14 protein-coding genes are annotated in these 16,231 nt (G+C 66.7%); 5 read left to right on the top strand and 9 right to left on the bottom strand.

Translation table 11 applies throughout. The features are described 5' to 3' along the window. Positions 1-238 precede the first annotated feature (238 nt). The 5 genes from NDO75_RS03635 to NDO75_RS03655 form a co-directional block, all read right to left on the bottom strand. Entirely contained in the window at positions 239-901 is a 663-nt protein-coding gene (locus tag NDO75_RS03635; protein ID WP_310904732.1) for a MaoC family dehydratase, read from the bottom strand. Positions 902-1,085: 184 nt separating this feature from the next. Further along, positions 1,086-1,913, bottom strand: coding sequence for an alpha/beta hydrolase (locus tag NDO75_RS03640; protein ID WP_310904733.1), 828 nt, complete (start codon positions 1,911-1,913; stop codon positions 1,086-1,088). A gap of 93 nt (positions 1,914-2,006) precedes the next feature. Beyond that, positions 2,007-3,557, bottom strand: coding sequence for a solute carrier family 23 protein (locus NDO75_RS03645; RefSeq protein WP_310904734.1), 1,551 nt, complete (start codon positions 3,555-3,557; stop codon positions 2,007-2,009). Between the two features lie 109 nt (positions 3,558-3,666). Then, complete coding sequence (locus NDO75_RS03650) at positions 3,667-3,798, bottom strand: hypothetical protein (protein ID WP_310904735.1); 132 nt, start codon at positions 3,796-3,798, stop codon at positions 3,667-3,669. A gap of 92 nt (positions 3,799-3,890) precedes the next feature. Next, positions 3,891-6,110 (bottom strand): VWA domain-containing protein, encoded by a 2,220-nt coding sequence (locus NDO75_RS03655; protein ID WP_310904736.1) that lies wholly within the window; start codon positions 6,108-6,110, stop codon positions 3,891-3,893. Positions 6,111-6,144: 34 nt separating this feature from the next. Here NDO75_RS03655 and cobN point away from each other — a divergent pair, with 34 nt between their 5' ends. The 3 genes from cobN to NDO75_RS03670 all read left to right on the top strand — a co-directional run bounded on the left by cobN (position 6,145) and on the right by NDO75_RS03670 (position 11,657). Then, positions 6,145-10,035 (top strand): cobaltochelatase subunit CobN, encoded by a 3,891-nt coding sequence (cobN, locus tag NDO75_RS03660; protein WP_310904737.1) that lies wholly within the window; start codon positions 6,145-6,147, stop codon positions 10,033-10,035. A gap of 69 nt (positions 10,036-10,104) precedes the next feature. Beyond that, positions 10,105-10,854, top strand: a complete 750-nt coding sequence (locus NDO75_RS03665; protein ID WP_310904738.1) for a precorrin-8X methylmutase — start codon at positions 10,105-10,107, stop codon at positions 10,852-10,854. Beyond that, positions 10,851-11,657 carry a cobalt-precorrin-7 (C(5))-methyltransferase gene (locus tag NDO75_RS03670; protein WP_310904739.1) on the top strand — a complete coding sequence of 269 codons (807 nt, stop codon included), beginning with the start codon at positions 10,851-10,853 and terminating at the stop codon, positions 11,655-11,657. The genes NDO75_RS03665 and NDO75_RS03670 overlap by 4 nt, the downstream gene beginning before the upstream one ends. A 39-nt stretch (positions 11,658-11,696) precedes the next feature. On the opposite strand, the gene arsN2 is transcribed toward NDO75_RS03670, so the two are convergent. The 4 genes from arsN2 to NDO75_RS03690 all read right to left on the bottom strand — a co-directional run bounded on the left by arsN2 (position 11,697) and on the right by NDO75_RS03690 (position 13,228). Further along, positions 11,697-12,143 carry an arsenic resistance N-acetyltransferase ArsN2 gene (arsN2, locus tag NDO75_RS03675; protein ID WP_310904740.1) on the bottom strand — a complete coding sequence of 149 codons (447 nt, stop codon included), beginning with the start codon at positions 12,141-12,143 and terminating at the stop codon, positions 11,697-11,699. Positions 12,144-12,173: 30 nt separating this feature from the next. Then, positions 12,174-12,452, bottom strand: a complete 279-nt coding sequence (locus tag NDO75_RS03680) for a hypothetical protein (RefSeq protein WP_310904741.1) — start codon at positions 12,450-12,452, stop codon at positions 12,174-12,176. 32 nt (positions 12,453-12,484) lie between these two features. Further along, positions 12,485-12,859 (bottom strand): metalloregulator ArsR/SmtB family transcription factor, encoded by a 375-nt coding sequence (locus NDO75_RS03685; protein WP_310904742.1) that lies wholly within the window; start codon positions 12,857-12,859, stop codon positions 12,485-12,487. Positions 12,860-13,060: 201 nt separating this feature from the next. Continuing rightward, positions 13,061-13,228 (bottom strand): hypothetical protein, encoded by a 168-nt coding sequence (locus tag NDO75_RS03690; protein ID WP_310904743.1) that lies wholly within the window; start codon positions 13,226-13,228, stop codon positions 13,061-13,063. A 181-nt stretch (positions 13,229-13,409) separates the two neighbouring features. Here NDO75_RS03690 and NDO75_RS03695 point away from each other — a divergent pair, with 181 nt between their 5' ends. Both NDO75_RS03695 and NDO75_RS03700 read left to right on the top strand, forming a co-directional pair. Further along, positions 13,410-14,636, top strand: a complete 1,227-nt coding sequence (locus tag NDO75_RS03695) for a Zn-dependent hydrolase (protein ID WP_310904744.1) — start codon at positions 13,410-13,412, stop codon at positions 14,634-14,636. A gap of 162 nt (positions 14,637-14,798) precedes the next feature. Then, positions 14,799-16,115 carry a cobyrinic acid a,c-diamide synthase gene (locus NDO75_RS03700; RefSeq protein ID WP_310904745.1) on the top strand — a complete coding sequence of 439 codons (1,317 nt, stop codon included), beginning with the start codon at positions 14,799-14,801 and terminating at the stop codon, positions 16,113-16,115. The last annotated feature ends 116 nt before the right edge of the window (positions 16,116-16,231 follow it).

Here is a 16,231-nt window from a genome sequence, read left to right on the forward strand (position 1 = left end):
GTGGTAGTCACGGCCACGCGAAGATGGTGGCTCGATGATTTTAAAGTATATCTGGTAGGAACGCCGGTTTTTTTCTACTACGGCGGAGACGATTGCAGCAGAGCAACGGCCCCGACGAAATCACGAGCAAGAGCAGCGGCTACCGAAATCCCCTTTCTCGGAACGGACTACGAGTGACCGTCGCGGTCCGCGTCGCTGGTAGCGCTCTCTCGAGTCTGCGTCGGACCGCATCGGCCCGTTACGTTTCGGGCGAGTCGTTGATGATGACGACGGCCTCACCGTCGATGACCGGTTCGTCGTCCTCGCCGAAGACCCGCGTGTGGAGCCGATACCGATCGCCGCCGAGGTCCTCGACGATCTCGCACTCGGCGGTGACTGTTTCGCCGATCCGGACCGGCCCGGTGAACTCGAGGTCCTGCGAGAGGTAGACCGTCACGCCTGGCAGTCGAGCCAGCGCGGCGCTGATCGTACCGGCGACGAGGGTGCCGTGGGCGATTCGGCCGCCGAACTGGGTATCCTCCGCGAAGTCCGACTCGAGGTGAAGCCGGTTGGTGTCGCCGGAGACCTGCGCGAACGCGGTTACGTCGGTGTCCGCGATCGGCTTGCTGAAGCGGACGTAGTCGCCGACGCCGAGCGATTCGTACTCGTCCGTCGAGCGTTCCACGACCCAGGTCTCGTCACCGAACGCGACCTCGGGGACTGACTCCGTAGTCGCCGTTCCGGCCCTCGCCGGCTCCGACTGCGACAGCGATTCCTCCCCGGTCGAGGAGAACCCCATTGCCGCGAGGAGGGCGTTGTTCGCCTCGAGATAGCTATTCAATACGTGCTTCGAGATGCTCGTCCAGTTCGCGGGCGATGGCGTAGCGTCGACGCTGTCAGTGTCCGGACATTGACTACTCATAATGTAGTGGGTATGATTCGACGAAGGTGGTGGTTCCACCTCAGTATAGGGTGGTTACTGCCTTCGGGGTATCGCCAAATTGCATTGGACCCTTGACAGTGACTCTCGCGTGAGAGCTAGAGTGACAGATTTTGGAACGAGCTGATACGTCTCGAGACGAGTGCTAAACGGTCGAAACCTGGCGTTAGGTCGCCGGTAGCCGCTCGAGGAAGTCTGCCGCCACCGTGTTGAACGCGTTCGGCCGATCCTGATTGACGAGGTGGCCCGAATCGGACAGTTCCAGTCGGTCGCCGTCGGCGACCGCGGAGACGATTTGCCGGCCCTGTCGCTTGACCAGCGGGGCCTCCTGCTCGCCGTGGACTACGAGCGCCGGCGTCTCGACGCCGGTCAGTTCGGGGGGGTCGTACCGGTAGAGCGCGTCGAAGATTTTGCGGAACTCGGCCGTCGAGATGTCGCCGACGTCGGCGATCGCCTCGGCCCGTACCTCTGGATCGACCGACAGCCACCGCTCGCCGGTCGTCGCCTGAATCGAGTACAGCATCGACTGAAACGTCCCCGCCGTCCCCGTCAGCGACAGCGACGCGGTCAGCGCCGGTACCGGCGTCCAGAGCGGCTTCAGCCCTGCCGGCATATCGACCGGCGGCATCGACCGGACCGCACCGCCCATGATCGCGCCCGTCGCCCCCTCGGGGTGGCGGTCCAAATATTCTTGGACGACCATCGAGCCGAGCGAGAGCCCGCAGAGGGACGGTTGTTCGATATCGAGATCGAACAGCAGCGCCTCGAGATCGTCGGTAAAGAGTTCGATCGAGTACTGATCGGGGTCGGTCGCGCCGGTCTCGCCGTGGCCCCGAACGTCGAGGGTGACGACGCGGTAGTCGTCGGCGAAGTGTTCGACCTGTGGCTGCCAGGTCTCGCCGTTCATCCAGCCGCCGTGGACGAACACCAGTGGCGGGCCGTCGCCGGTGGTCTCGTAGTAGATGGAGCCGTCCTCGAGCGCGAGTTCTGCCATGATCCGTCTCAAGGGCTGCTCGCTCTTAGAATGAGTGGTTGCGCTGGCGCGTCGTGAGACGAGTTCTCGAGCGAGAGCGTGGCCTCGCCGCGCTCAGCGGTCCGCGCTCGAGTCGGCCCCGAGCCAGCGGTCCCAGACCGAGTCGAACTCGGATTCGTCTTCCGTGATCCGGTCCCAGGCCGCGAGGCCGCGTTCCTCCCGCGAGCCCGGGATCGTGTTGTCGAGGACGAGCGCCGCGAGCCCGCCGACGGCCATCCCGGTCGAGCCGATGATGTAGATCGTGTCGACGACGGCCTGTGCGGCGGCCTCGAGCGGGGGCGCAGCGGAAACACTCGCGAGACCCACGGCCTCGCGGAACGCGATCGTGCTCTCGAAGTTGCCCATGTAGGCCGGGATCGCCAGCCCGACGAACAGCGCGAAGCCGACGACGAAGGTGTTTCTCGAGGAGTCGAGATCGACGTGGCGCAGGTTCGAGATGCCGACGGCGACGATCTGGCCGAACATGGCGATGAACAGGCCGCCGACGATCGGGTCGGGAATCGTCGCGATCAGCTGACCGAAGTAGCCGACGAAGCCGACCACGAGCATGACGGCGGCCCCGAGCTGGACGACGTACCTCGAGGCGACGCCGGTCAGCCCGATCGCGCCGATGTTCTCGGAGTACGACGTGGAACCGCCGGTACCCATGATCCCCGCGAAGACGTTCATCAGCCCTTCCATGCCGATGCCGTGGTTGATTCGCTTTTCGCTGGGCGCGCCCGATCCCGAGAGGTTCGCCACCGCGTAGTAGTCGCCGATGCTCTCGACGATCGAGGCCAGCACGCCGGCGAACATCCCGATGACGAACGCCGTCGTCACCTGCGGCATCCCCCACTGGAAGGGGTAGATCGGCAGCAGCGGCCGGGTGTCCGTGACCTGACCGAGATCGACGAATCCCGGATGGCCGCCGCCGATGACACCGGTGACCGACAGCGCCGCGGCGACGACCCAGGCGATAACGAGCGCCAGAATGACCGGGTAGAGTCGGAACGCCTTGTGCCGAACGTCGAGATACTGCGAGAACAGCAGGATGAGGCCGAGCGTGAGCCCGAGCAGCCACCAGCTCTGGTTCGCCGTCGTGATCTGCGGTGCGCTGAACAGCGAGAGCCCGATCAGCGCGATCGTCGGCGCGATGACGACGGGCGAGAGGAACCGGCGCAGTCGTCCGACCAGCCCGAAGTATCCCATCGCGACCTCGGCGGTCGCTGCGACGATGATCGCCCCCTGAAGTTGCAGTAGTGCGGCCTCCCAGTTCGGTTGTCCTGCCACGCCGCCCGCAGTCACGACGCCGACGATCGCCAGCGCCGGCGCGAGCATGGAGAACGGCGCGCCCTGAACGATCGGATACCGGTTTCCGAAGGTCGTCTGGGCGAGCGTCGCGATCCCGGAGACGACGAAGAACGTGCCGACGAACCGGGCAGTCACGTCCGGAGGCATTCCCATCGCCCCTGCAAGGATCAGTGGAACTGCGATGTTCGCGCCCACCATCGTCAGGTAGTGCTGGATCCCCAGCACGAGCGATTCGCCAAGCGGCGGCCGGTCGTCGATGCCATACTCGATCTCGTCGCCGACGGCCCCGTCGGCGACTGTCTCGTCCCCCGTCATCGATTCTCGTCGGATAACGGCAGAGGTAGCTCATAGGGGTGTTGATCCGTGGCCGGCGAATCTTCGGACGATCGTTTGGAGAACCTCCATCGTCCGCCGCTCGAGCCGCTCAGAAGAGGACGGACCAGACGTGGCCGCAGTCCTCGCACTCGAAGGTCTTCTCGAGCCCGGACTCGAGCAGAGTGCGCTCGATTTCGACGCCGGATTCGGTCAGGCACTCCGGACAGTTGATGCGACTCACTGCCACACCCGACGGAACGAAGCGCCGTAAATCGACCGCTATGCGATCCGTCGGATCCAGTATACCTCAGCGGCTCGTCGCTTCTGGCGGCGCTATCGCCGCTTTTCGATCGCTGCGCGCTCGGCTGCGGCTCGCACCGTCTCGGCCGACAGCGAATCGAGGTCGACCAGTTCGCCCTCGGTTTCGGTCGCGACCAGTTCCGAGAGGCCCGCGCGGGAGTCGTCGCCGGCGTCGACGACCACGACTCGCGCATCGTCGGTCGCGAGCGCGCGGGCCGCGGTGCGCGTCGCGTCCGTCGGGCTTCCGTCGGCGACGTTCGCCCGGCCGTCGGTGACGAGGACGACCACCGAGGCGTCGGTATCGGTCCGCTCTATGACTCGTCGCGAGGTCTCGAGCCCCGCGGGGAGCGGCGTCCGATCGCCCGAAGGGAGATCTTTGAGGTGGCGAGCGGCCAGCGAGACGCTGTCGGTCGGCGGCAGCAACACGTCGGCGTTCTCACCGGCGAACGCGACGAACGCGACCCGATCGCGCCGTTCGTAGCTGTCGCGCAGCAACTCGAGGACGACGCCTTTCGCGGTCCGCATCGCCGGCCGCATCGAGGCGCTGGCGTCGACAGCGAAGACGATTGTTACCGATGTCTCGCCGGTTCGCACGGACTGCCGGAGGTCCTGTTTCCCGACCCGGGATTCGCCGCGGGCCGCGGCCGACCGGACCGACGCCGCGGCGTCGATCGGCCCCTCGCCGGACGCGGGCTCGGTGCGGACGCGAGCGCCCCGATTGTCGACGCTGAGTGCGGTACTCGCGCGTGAACCAGTCGCCGCTGTACCGTCGCCGCTCTCGACCGTTTCGGTCTCGAGGTCGGGTGCCCGCGCCTCGCCGATCTCGGCCCGCTGCTGGCCGGGGACCAGCGGCTGGGCGGTCTCGTCCTCGCCGTCGTCGGGTGAGTCGTCCGATTCCGAGTCAGATTCGCGGTCGCTCGAGTCGTCAGAACCGCCGTCGCCGGCTTCCGCGGGCGATTGATTCGCCGACGCCGGTCGCTCGCCGTCCTCCGGTCGCGGTTCGGAGCCGGCATCGTCGCCGTTTCCGCCGTCCGATTCGGCGTCGATATCGTCGCTCGAACCGTCTTCATCCCCTCTCTGGACTCCTTCGTCACGCTCACCCTCGCGATCATCGGATTCGTCGCCGTCCTCGGAGGCGGATTCGACTTTCTCGTCACCGTCGCCCTCGTCCGCGTCGCTCTCGTCGCGTTCGCTGTCTCCGTCGGCCTCCTCCGGCGACTCCTCGTCGAACCGGTCCTCGAGCAGGTCGTCGAGCTCCGGCTCGTCCTCGAAGGGCGTGCTCCGGAGTCGGTGGGGAAGCGCGTACGTCGCGGCCTCGTACACGTCGGACTCGATGACCGTCTCGCGGCCCTCGAGCGCGGCCAGCGTCATCGCCGTTCGAGCGGTGGCCACGTCGCCGCGGTGGCCGTCGACGCCGGCCTCGAGGCAGAGTTCGGCGATCTCGGCCTTGAAATCGCTCGGGAGAGTGACGCTCGAGAGCCGGTCTCGAGCGGCGGCCAGTTCGTCGCGAAGGGCGGCGACCTCGTCGTCGTACTCCGCTTTCGGGTCCGTTGCACCGCCGTCGGCCTCGAGCGCGCGGTCGATGATCTCGACGCGGTCGTCGATCTCGCGGCAGCCCTCGACGGTGGCCTGCAGGGCGAACCGATCGCGAAGTTGGGGTCGGAGGTCGCCTTCCTCGGGGTTCATCGTCCCGATCAGGGTGAAGTTCGCGGGATGGGAGACGCTGACCCCGTCCCGCTCGACGGTATTGACGCCGCTCGCGGCCGAATCGAGAACGACGTCGACGAGGTGGTCGTCGAGCAGATTGACCTCGTCGACGTAGAGGATGCCGCGATTCGCGCGGGCCAGCAGGCCGGGATCGAAGTCGGCCTCGCCGGCCAGCGCGTCCTCGACCGAGAGGGTGCCGACGACGCGGTCGCGGGTCGCGCCGAGCGGGAGCGTGACGAGGGGAACCGGCCGCGTCTCGACCGGCAGTTCGTCGGGCTCGCGCTCTCGACAGTCCGCACACTGCAGGTCGGGGTCGTCCGGCGAACAGCCGTACGGGCAGTCGGCGACGGCCCGCTGTTCGGGCAGGAGATCCACGAGCGCCCGTACGGCGGTCGACTTGGCGGTCCCTTTCTCGCCGACGATCAGGGCTCCGTCGAGGCCGTCGTTTGCCGCGACGGTCAGCAAGACTCGCTTCAGGTCGTCCTGTCCGACGATCGCCGGAAAGGGGAGTGACGATAGCTTTTTGCCCCCGGCGTTTGCAACCATACTTGAGCTAATACAATAGAGGTTTAAAAACGCGATGACAACGATTGGGATATATACCGCGACAGAAAACGAACTCGGCTCGATCGGGCAGGCCGCCGACCGCCTCGAGGATATCGAACTCGTGGTCCGCTCGGAGAGCGACCTCGAGGACGAGGCCGCCGTCGAGGAGTTCGTCGAGGAATTGCACGACGCCGCGGCGGCGATCTTCTGGCTGCACGGGGCCGAAGACAGCATGCCGGGCTACGACTACGCGACGGGCGCGCTCGAGGACGCCGGCGTCCCGCTGATCGTCAAGGCGACCGGCGACGCCTTCGCCGTCGAGGATACGACGGTCTCGGCGGATCATCGCGATCAGGTCTACGACTACCTCGAGAAAGGAGGCACGATCAACGTCGCGAACCTCTGTCGGTTCCTCGGGGCGGAGTACGAGGGTCGCGACGTCGAGTACGACGAGCCGACCGAACTCCCCACGGAGGGGGTCTATCACCCTGACCATCCGGGGATCGAGTACGAGGACCTGCTCGCGACCCACGACCCCGAAAAGCCGACGGTCGCGGTCTGGTTCTACGAGTCCCACTGGACCCACGAGAACACCCGCTACGTCGACGCGCAGGTCCGTGCGCTCGAGGAACAGGGTGCGAACGCACTGCCGATCTTTTGCAATCCAGCGACCGACACGGACGAGCAGGAAGACGCCGAGTGGGTGACCGACAACTGGCTTCTCGACGACGCGGATCAGCCCGTCGTCGACGCCGTGCTCTCCTCCTTTATGTTCTCTCTCTCGATGGACGAGCGCGGCCGCAGCGCCAGCGACGAAGGCGATTCCGCGGAGGACGTCTTCCTCGATCGACTCGGTGTCCCCGTCCTGCAGACGGTCACCACGATGCGCTCCCGTTCGCGCTACGAGTCCAGCGACACGGGCGTGATGGGCTTCGAACTCGCCCTCTCGGTGGCCCTGCCGGAGTTCGACGGCAACGTCATCACCCATCCGATCTCGGGCAAGGAACGCACCGACGACGAGGCCGGTATCGGCTCCGCGCCGAAACACCACTTCCCGATCGAAGATCGGATCGACCACGCCACCCGGCTGGCGGTCAACTGGGCGCGACTCCGGCATACGCCGAACGAGGACAAACGGGTCGCCGTCGTCCTCCACAACTACCCGCCGAGCGACGACGGGATCGGGACCGCGTTCGGTCTCGACTCGCCCGAGTCGACCGTCAACCTGCTCGAGGAACTCGACGCCCGCGGCTACGATTTAGGCGACGATATGCCTGACAGCGGCCAGTCCCTCGTCGAGAAGCTGACCGCACAGCTCACGCTCGAGGATCGCTGGGTCGCGCCCGAAGACGTTCGCGACCTCTCGGTCGACGTGGTGTCGCCGGGCACCTACGAGGAGTGGTTTTCGGCAGCCGACGAGCGCTTCCAGGAGAATATCATCGAGGAGTGGGGCGAGGTCCCCGATCGGCCGTTCGCCATCCCGGGCGTCGAGTTCGGCAACGTCCTCGTCACTGTCCAGCCCCCGCGCGGGTTCGGGATGGACCCCTCGAAAGTGTATCACGACTCCGATCTACAGCCGCCACACGACTACTTCGCCTTCTACGGCTGGCTTCGGAACAGCTTCGAGACCGACGCGGTCGTTCACCTCGGGACCCACGGCAGCCTCGAGTGGCTCCCCGGGAAAACGGTCGGCCTGAACGGCGAGAGCGCGCCCGATCAGCTGATCGACGATATCCCGAACGTCTACCCGTATATCGTCAACAACCCGGGTGAGGGGACGCAGGCGAAACGGCGCTCCTACGCCGCCATCGTCGACTACCTCACGCCGGTCATGCGAAACGCCGGGACCTACGACGAGCTCTCGGAGCTCGAGGAACTCGCGAATCAGTACCGCGAAGCCGGCATGGAGGACGCCCGAAGCGACGACGGCGAACACCTCGAGGCGCTCATCCGCGAGAAAGTCGAGGAACTGGACCTCGCTGTCGAGTTAGGCATCGAAGGAACCATCGGCGAGAAGGCCGACGTCCGCGGCCCCGACGAGGCGGGGTCGACCTTGGCTGAGGGCAACGTCGACGGCGACGACCTCGAGATCGACGACCTCGTCGAGCGAATCCACGAGTATCTGACCGACGTGAAGACGACACAGATCCGGCTCGGGCTCCATACGATGTCCGAGCCCCCGGCAGACGAGCGCCTCGTGGAGTACCTCGTCGCGCTCACCCGACTCGAGAACCCCGGCGCGCCGAGCTTGCGCGAGAGCGTGGCCGGCGTGCTGGGCGTCGACTACGAAACGATGCTGAACGCGCCCGGCGAGTACGACGACGATCTCGGGATGACCTACGCCGAGGCCGCCGACGAGGTCTACGAGACGAGCGTCGACCTGCTCGAGACGCTCGCCGAACACGACTTCGACGTGCCGGAATCCGAACGCGAAGCCGGTCAGGACGAGGAGGTGAACATGAATCTGCTCGTCGTCGATCTCGAGACGATCGGCGACGCGCGGGCCAAATCGCGCGCCCACGATGATCTCCGGGAGGTGCTGGCCTACATCTGCGAGGAGGCCCAGCCCCGCGTGCAGGGGGCCGAAGACGAGATTCCCCGCACTGCGGACGCGCTCTCGGGCGAGTACGTCCCGCCGGGCGGGTCGGGCGCGCCGACCCGCGGTGGCGTCGACTTACTGCCGACCGCGCGGAACTTCTACACGCTCGACCCCCGGAAGGTGCCCGCGAAGGCCGCGTGGCAGGTCGGGAGCGAAGTCGCGGAGGGCGTGCTCGAGCGCCACCAGTCGGAGAACGGCGAGTACCCCGAGGAGGTCGGGGTCGTCGCGTGGGGGACCCCAACCGTGCGCACCCGCGGCGAGACCATCGCCCAGGTCCTCGCGATGATGGGCGTCGAGCCGCAGTGGACCGACGCGGGCCGGATCGACGACGTCGAGCCGATCCCGCTCGAGGAACTCGATCGACCGCGAGTCGACGTGACGACCCGCGTCTCCGGGCTGTTCCGGGACGCCTTCCCGGCCGCTGCGGGCGTCATCCACGATGCCGTGGACGCGGTCGTCGACCTCGACGAGCCCCACGAGATGAACTACGTGAAGAAACACGTCGAGGAAGAGGCTGCGGAGCTTCAGGAGGAAGAAGGACTCGACGAATCGGACGCCCGCAAAGCGGCTCTCCACCGCGTCTTCACGACCCGACCCGGTGGCTACGGTGCCGGGACGAACAAGGCGGTCGACGAGGGCAACTGGGACGACCGCTCCGATCTCGCCTCCGTCTACGTCCAGTGGGGCGGCTACGCGATGGGGTCGCGCGGTCGGGTTTCGGACGCCCACGACGCCTTCGAACGGCGGCTCTCTTCCGTCGACGCCACCGTCAAGCTCGAGGACACGATGGAGCAAGACGAGTTCGACTCCTCGGACTGGTACGCGTTCCACGGCGGCTTCATCTCCGCCGTAAGCGAGATTTCGGGCGAGGAGCCGGCTTCCTACGTCGGCGACTCCTCGGATCCCGACAACGTCGACGTCTACACCAACGAGGAGAAGGTCCGCAAGGCGATGCGGTCGCGGGTCCTGAACCCCGACTGGCTCGAGTCAATGGAGGAACACGGCTACAAGGGCGCGGGCGACCTCTCGACGACGGTCGACGTGACGCTCGGCTGGGACGCCACGACTGGCGTCGTCAGCGATACCTTCTGGGAGGAAGTAGCCGAGAAGTTCGCCTTCGACGACGATCGTCAGGAGTGGATGCGAGACGTGAACCCGTGGGCACTCGAGTCCATCACGGACACCCTGCTCGAGGCGATCGAGCGCGATCTGTGGGATGCCGACGACGAGACGGTCGACCGCCTGCGCGATCTGAACCTCGAGGTCGAGGGCGATCTGGAAGCGCGGACGACCAACGAGGCCGTGGGGGTAGCGAACGATGACTGACAGCGGTCCGACGACGGTCGAACGGGTTCGGCCGACGGACGATACTCGAGCCACGGAGAGTGAGACGCGATGAGCGACAGCCAGGAATACGAAACCGAGTACGCGGACTTGGGCGCAACGACGCAGAACGCGATGGATATCGCGGAGACGAGCATGGACATCGTCCGGCAGTTCACGCCGGACGAGACTCTCGCTGATCGGATCCGTCAGAAGTCGGTCCACTCGATGGGCGACATCGAGTTCCAGCACCTGATCGAGTTCACCGGGACCGACGAAGTCGGCGACGACGAGGACGCGCCGGTTCGGGCCGGCGCTCGAGCAGTACTCGAGGAAGCCGACATCATCACCGATATCACGATGGTGAAAGCCGGCGTCACGGGCCGGGGCCACGACTGCGAGGTCGCGAAGGCCATCGGCCACGGAAAGGAACTCGCCGAAGAGACCGGGATGACCCGGACCGCCGCGGCGATGCTCGAGTTGGACAAAGAGGACGCCTTCGAGGGGTCGATCGTGACGATCGGCAACGCGCCGACTGCGGCGCTCGCGCTCGCCGACTGTATCGAGCAGGGGACGCGACCGGCCGTCGTCGTCGCCAACCCCGTCGGCTTCGTCAAGGCCGAGGAGAGCCGCGGGCGCATCCGCGAGGTCAGCGAGGCGTACGGCGTGCCGGCGATCACCCACGTCGGCCGCCGCGGCGGCAGCGGGCTCGCCGCCGCACTGACGAACGAGCTGATCCACGTCGCGAAGGACGTCCGAACCGGCGAACTCGAGTTGGATCTCGACGCCGAGACGCGGGCCGAAACCGGCGCGAACCGATGAGTGGCGAGTACGACCTCGACGCAGGGCCGGATCCGGCGACGTTCGCGGCAGGAGCAGCGGAGCCCGACATCGACGAATCGGCCGACGATCCGGTCTATGCCGTCGGCGTCGGCCCGGGGAATCAGGAGTATCTCACCCCTCGCGGCGAGCGGGCGATCCGCGAGGCCGACGTCGTCGTCGGCTTCACGACCGTCGTGGAGTTCGTCGAGGACCTGACCGACGCCGACCTGCTGACCTGCGGGTACAAGGACGAAGCCGAGGCGCTCGAGGAATTCGGTGAGCGCGTCGCGGCCGGCGAGTCTGGGACCGCGGTCGCGATGGGCGACCCGAATCACTCGGGCTACCAGTTCGTCGGCAAGGTGCAGGACGCCGTGGAACGAGCGGCCGAGAAACGGGACGCCGACGCACGGCCGGTCCGCGTCGTTCCGGGTATCTCGTCGCTGCAGATGGCTGCCAGCCGCGCCCGGACGCCGATGGAGGACACCGAGTTCGTCACGCTCCACAAGAGCGGCGACCTCGAGTCCGACATGGACCGACTCGCGGCCGCGGCGACGGTCGACGAGCGGCACCTGCTCGTGCTCCCGCGACCCTACGATCGGATGCCCGGCGACATCGCTCAGTTCCTGCTCGAGCGGGGGGCGGCTCCCAATCTCGAGGCGCTGGTGCTCGAGAAACTGACCCACGACGACGAGGAGAGTCACCGGTTTACGCTCGCGGCACTGTCGGACTACACAGGCGGGACCGACCCGGAGGACACGCCGTTCTCCGATCTCGTGGTGCTTGCCGTTCGACAGTCGGTCTAATCACCGCTCTCGAGCGGAGAAGCCGGCCGGGACGGCGATCTATCGCAGCGATTTCTTCATACAGGTCGCCGACGACGGACAGAGATCGGTGAACTCGGTCGTCTCACGAATCTCCGAGGGTGCCTCCTCGCGGTCGATCGCTTCGTATCCCCGCTGTCGGAAAAACTCCGCTGCTGTCGTGGTCAGTAAGTATAGCGTCGCTATTCCGTTCTTTCGAGCGTGGGCTTCTAGCTCGTCGCATACTGCGGACCCGTAGCCCCGACCTCGAACCGATTGCTTCGTCACGACTGACCGGAGGAGCCCGTCGGACTCGTACCGTTCGATTCCGCCGACGCCGATGAACTCCGTCCCGTCGACGGCGACGAAGAAACACCCTGGCTTCGCTCGCACGTCTCGATACGGGAGCTCGTTCGCTTTCAACAGGGCTTCGACTCGGTCGATAGCGTCCGTCTCCGCCGTCGCTACGGTTATCGAAACCTCGGTCATACGGTCGCGTCGACCCCCTCGAACCGTCGGTCAGCTCGAGTCATCGGTACGTGGACGAGTGATCGTGAGTCGAACCCGGCCGGCCAGATCGACCGTGAGGGGCCGACAGCCGTAGAGACAGTGGGCCAATCGCCAGGCTGGTCGTGCGGCGACGGCGAGGCCGACGACGACCCCGAGGGTCGCGACGGCGGTCGCCGGATTCTCGACGGCCCAGAGCACCACTGGAACCGCAGCTACCAGCGCGTAGCCGGTGAGTATCGCCTGCCAGTCGGTGCGTCTCGAGGCCGGATCGGTCGGTGGAACGTGCATCGTGTGATCGATCTGTGTCGGTGAGCGCGTCGTCAGTTCGCCTCGAGCGATCTCGTGTCGTCGAGGGCACGGAGGAGCCGTTCCGCACGCGGCGTTGCGGTGTAGTACCGCCATCGCCCCTCTTTTCGTCGGTCGACGAGGTCGGCACCGAAGAGCCGTGAGAGGGCCTGGCTGACCGCTCCCTGGCTCACTCCGAGTACCGGCTCCAGTTCGCAGACGCAGACGGCGTCGTCGGCGTCGGCGATGAGCCGAAGGGCTTCGTAACGGGTATCGTTTCCGAGCGCTGCGAGCGTCCGGACGTCGGCGGCGACCGCTTCCGCTGACAGGGAATGGTCGGCCGAACAGCAGTCGGGCCCCTCCTCGTTTCGAGATTCGGTCGCCGTCTCGTTCGTCTGTCGCCCACTCATTTTAGCGATTGCTAATATTAGCGCCCACTAATATAAGCGTTCGGGTCGTCCCACTGTCAGGTCCGGATCCGATAGTCCACGAAACCGTCTCACTGACGGCGACGGACGAACGTCGGCCGACCGGCCGACGAGTGAGGCAATCAGCGACGACACCGCCGGCGCTCGTCGCTACTCGACTGGGCGCAGAGAAAGAAATGCGCGCTACCGGTCGCCTTCGTATTCGCGCAGCACGGACGAAACCGTGTTCGAGACCTCCTCGAGCGCGACGGCGTTAGTCTTCCTGAGGTCGTCGTCGTCCTGTACCTCGCCCAGGTGGCGGAGCGCCTCGCGGAGGTGCCGCTCGGTGTCGGTTTCTGGTTCTTCGTTCATCGTTCGAGCGACGAACCGTAACCGACTCGAGCGGTTAAGTTCGTCGGTGGTGGTAGCCCGTCACATACAGGCGCCTCGAACCGCAACTCGTCGATTGATCGCCGGTCGCGCGGCTGCTCCGAACGCCCGAGCCGTCCCGCGGCTCCGAGGACCTAAGGGCGTTCGTGTCACGAACTCCCGTATGCTAACGATCGACGAGGGCCGGTTCCGGGAGAGCTTCGAGACGTACTCCGAGATCGGCGCGACCGACGCGGGCGGACTGGACCGTCTCGCGCTGACGGACGAAGATAAGCGCGCTCGAGATCGGTTCGTCGACGATCTGGCGGCGCTCGGGCTGGACGTTCGGATCGACGAGATCGGGAACGTGTTCGGGCGCCGCGAGGGGATCGACCCCGACGCGGCCCCAGTTCTGATCGGATCGCACCTCGACTCTCAGCCGTCCGGCGGTCGGTTCGACGGGCAACTCGGGGTCCTCTCGGCGCTCGAGACCCTCCGAACCCTGGAGGCGGAGGGCGTCGAGACGAAGCGCCCGATCGAGATCGTCGACTGGACCAACGAGGAAGGGTCCCGCTTCCAGCACGCGATGCTCGGCAGTGCGGTGTTCACCGGCGAAACCGACCTCGAGACCGCGCTGGACCTGACCGACGATGACGGCGTTCGCCTGGGCGACGAACTCGAGCGGATCGGCTACGACGGCGACTACTCGGTCGATCCGTTCGACATCCATAGCCACGTCGAACTCCACATCGAGCAGGGACCGAAACTCGAGACCCACGGAAACGCCGTCGGCGTCGTCGAGGGAGTCTACGGGATCGCGTGGCTGAACGTGACGATACGCGGCGAATCGGATCACGCTGGTCCGACGCCGATGCACACGCGGCGCGACGCGATGGCGGCCGCGGCCGACGCTGTCAGCGCTATCGGCGCGCTCCCGAACCGGCTCTCGGCGGACGCCGTCTCGACCGTCGGCGAGTTCGACGTCGAACCGAACTCGATCAACGTGATTCCGAACCGCGCGACGTTCTCCGTCGACCTTCGATCCTACGACGACGACGTCGTCGACCGAGCCGTCGCTCTGGCCGAGAGCGAGATCGAGGCGGCCTGCGAACGGCACGGAACCACCGCGGACGTCGAGGAAGTGTGGCGGATCCCGCACACCGAGTTCGATTCGGACGTCTGTGACGCCGTCGCCGCCGCTGCGGAAACGGCAGGTGTCGATTACGAGCGGCTCGTAAGCGGTGCGGGTCACGACGCGAAGTACGTCAGCGACGTCGCGCCGACCGCGATGATCTTCGTGCCGTCGGTCGACGGCCAGACTCACAACGAGTCCGAATTCACTGCCTGGGCGGACTGCGTCGCCGGCGCGAACGTCTACGCCAATACCGTCCTCTCGCTTGCCAACGAGTGACGTGACTCTCGGGGGACGGCGCTACGGATTCCCAGCGTTCCCACCGATTCGCCGTCGAACCCTCGAGAGCACCGACGCTTTCAAGTCTACTTGTTCTAATCCAACTACAATGACTGTACACCGATCGACCGGTGCGGTCGCTCGAGCGGCGGAGGGCGATCGATGAAGGGGTTCGTCCTCGGCGGCGTCAGCTCCGGTGTCGGGAAGACGGTCGCGACGCTGTCGATCATTCAAGCGCTCGAGGACGCCGGCCACGAGGTCCAGCCGGCCAAAGCCGGGCCGGATTTCATCGATCCGAGCCACCACGAGGCGGTCGCGGGCCGCCCGTCTCGCACGCTCGATTCGTGGCTCTGCGGCGAGGACGGCCTCCGGCGGAACTACCACCGCGGCGAGGGCGATATCTGCGTCGTCGAGGGCGTGATGGGGCTCTACGACGGCGACGGCTCGAGCACCGCGATGGTCGCCGAAACGCTCGAGTTGCCGGTCGTTCTCGTGGTCGACGCCAAGGCGGGGATGGAGAGCGTCGCGGCGACCGCACTTGGATTCGAGGAGTACGCCGCGACCATCGACCGCGACATCGAGGTCGCCGGCATCGTCGCCCAGCGCGCTCACGGCGGCCGCCACGAAGGGGGGATCCGCGACGCCCTGCCCGACGACCTCGAGTACTTCGGTCGGATTCCGCCGAACGACGACCTCGAGATCCCGGACCGGCATCTGGGACTGGAGATGGGCGAGGAGGCCGCGTTACCGCGGGACGCGCTCCGGGACGCCGCCGGGTCGCTACGGGCTGAACGACTGGCAGCCGTCGCGAGCGAACCGCCCGCACCCGAGACGCCGTCGGCGGACGCCGCGGGCGCGGAGCCGGTCGACGCCACGGTCGCCGTCGCCAGCGACGCCGCCTTCTGTTTCCGCTATCCGGCGACGATCGAACGGTTCCGCGAGCGGGCCGAAGTGGTCGCGTTCTCGCCCGTCGCGGGCGATCCAGTCCCCGACTGCGACGCGGTCTACCTCCCCGGCGGCTACCCCGAACTCCACGCCGCCGAACTCGAGTCGGCCGGCACTCTCGCGGAACTGGGCGACCGCGCCGCCGGCGGGCTTCCCGTCTTCGGCGAGTGCGGCGGCCTGATGGCCATGAGCCGGTCGCTGACGACGGCCGACGGCGATCGCTGCGAGATGGCCGGAATCCTCCCCGCGGACGTGACCATGCACGACCGCTATCAGGCACTGGATCACGTCGAACTCGAGGCCCGCGTAGGGACCCTGACCGCCGATGCCGGCGAGACGGTCCGGGGCCACGAGTTCCACTACTCGAGCGCCGACGTCGACGGCGACGCGCGCTTCGCCTTCGAAACGGTCCGCGGCGACGGCATCGACGGCGATCACGACGGCCTGACCGAGTACGAGTCGCTCGGCACGTACGTCCACGTTCACGCCGAGAGCGGCGCGTTCGATCGGTTCCTCGAGCGCCTCGACCAGTGACGAAGGGCATCGCCGGCCCGCCTGGAGCGATGTCGAGCGGCCGGACTCAACCGGCCGTTTAGTACGCTTCGGAGAAATTCATCGATCGAAACGGATGCTCAATTAATTAACGGACA

The organism is Natrinema sp. 1APR25-10V2, from assembly GCF_031626495.1.
GTDB lineage: Archaea > Halobacteriota > Halobacteria > Halobacteriales > Natrialbaceae > Natrinema.

Coding starts and splice junctions, on each gene's coding strand:
- NDO75_RS03680 (WP_310904741.1), bottom strand. CDS start 12,452: ATGCACGTTCCACCGACCGATCCGGCCTCGAGACGCACCGACTGGCAG.
- NDO75_RS03635 (WP_310904732.1), bottom strand. CDS start 901: ATGAGTAGTCAATGTCCGGACACTGACAGCGTCGACGCTACGCCATCG.
- NDO75_RS03695 (WP_310904744.1), top strand. CDS start 13,410: ATGCTAACGATCGACGAGGGCCGGTTCCGGGAGAGCTTCGAGACGTAC.
- arsN2 (WP_310904740.1), bottom strand. CDS start 12,143: ATGACCGAGGTTTCGATAACCGTAGCGACGGCGGAGACGGACGCTATC.
- NDO75_RS03690 (WP_310904743.1), bottom strand. CDS start 13,228: ATGAACGAAGAACCAGAAACCGACACCGAGCGGCACCTCCGCGAGGCG.
- NDO75_RS03645 (WP_310904734.1), bottom strand. CDS start 3,557: ATGACGGGGGACGAGACAGTCGCCGACGGGGCCGTCGGCGACGAGATC.
- NDO75_RS03655 (WP_310904736.1), bottom strand. CDS start 6,110: ATGGTTGCAAACGCCGGGGGCAAAAAGCTATCGTCACTCCCCTTTCCG.
- NDO75_RS03700 (WP_310904745.1), top strand. CDS start 14,799: ATGAAGGGGTTCGTCCTCGGCGGCGTCAGCTCCGGTGTCGGGAAGACG.
- NDO75_RS03685 (WP_310904742.1), bottom strand. CDS start 12,859: ATGAGTGGGCGACAGACGAACGAGACGGCGACCGAATCTCGAAACGAG.
- NDO75_RS03640 (WP_310904733.1), bottom strand. CDS start 1,913: ATGGCAGAACTCGCGCTCGAGGACGGCTCCATCTACTACGAGACCACC.
- NDO75_RS03670 (WP_310904739.1), top strand. CDS start 10,851: ATGAGTGGCGAGTACGACCTCGACGCAGGGCCGGATCCGGCGACGTTC.
- NDO75_RS03665 (WP_310904738.1), top strand. CDS start 10,105: ATGAGCGACAGCCAGGAATACGAAACCGAGTACGCGGACTTGGGCGCA.
- cobN (WP_310904737.1), top strand. CDS start 6,145: ATGACAACGATTGGGATATATACCGCGACAGAAAACGAACTCGGCTCG.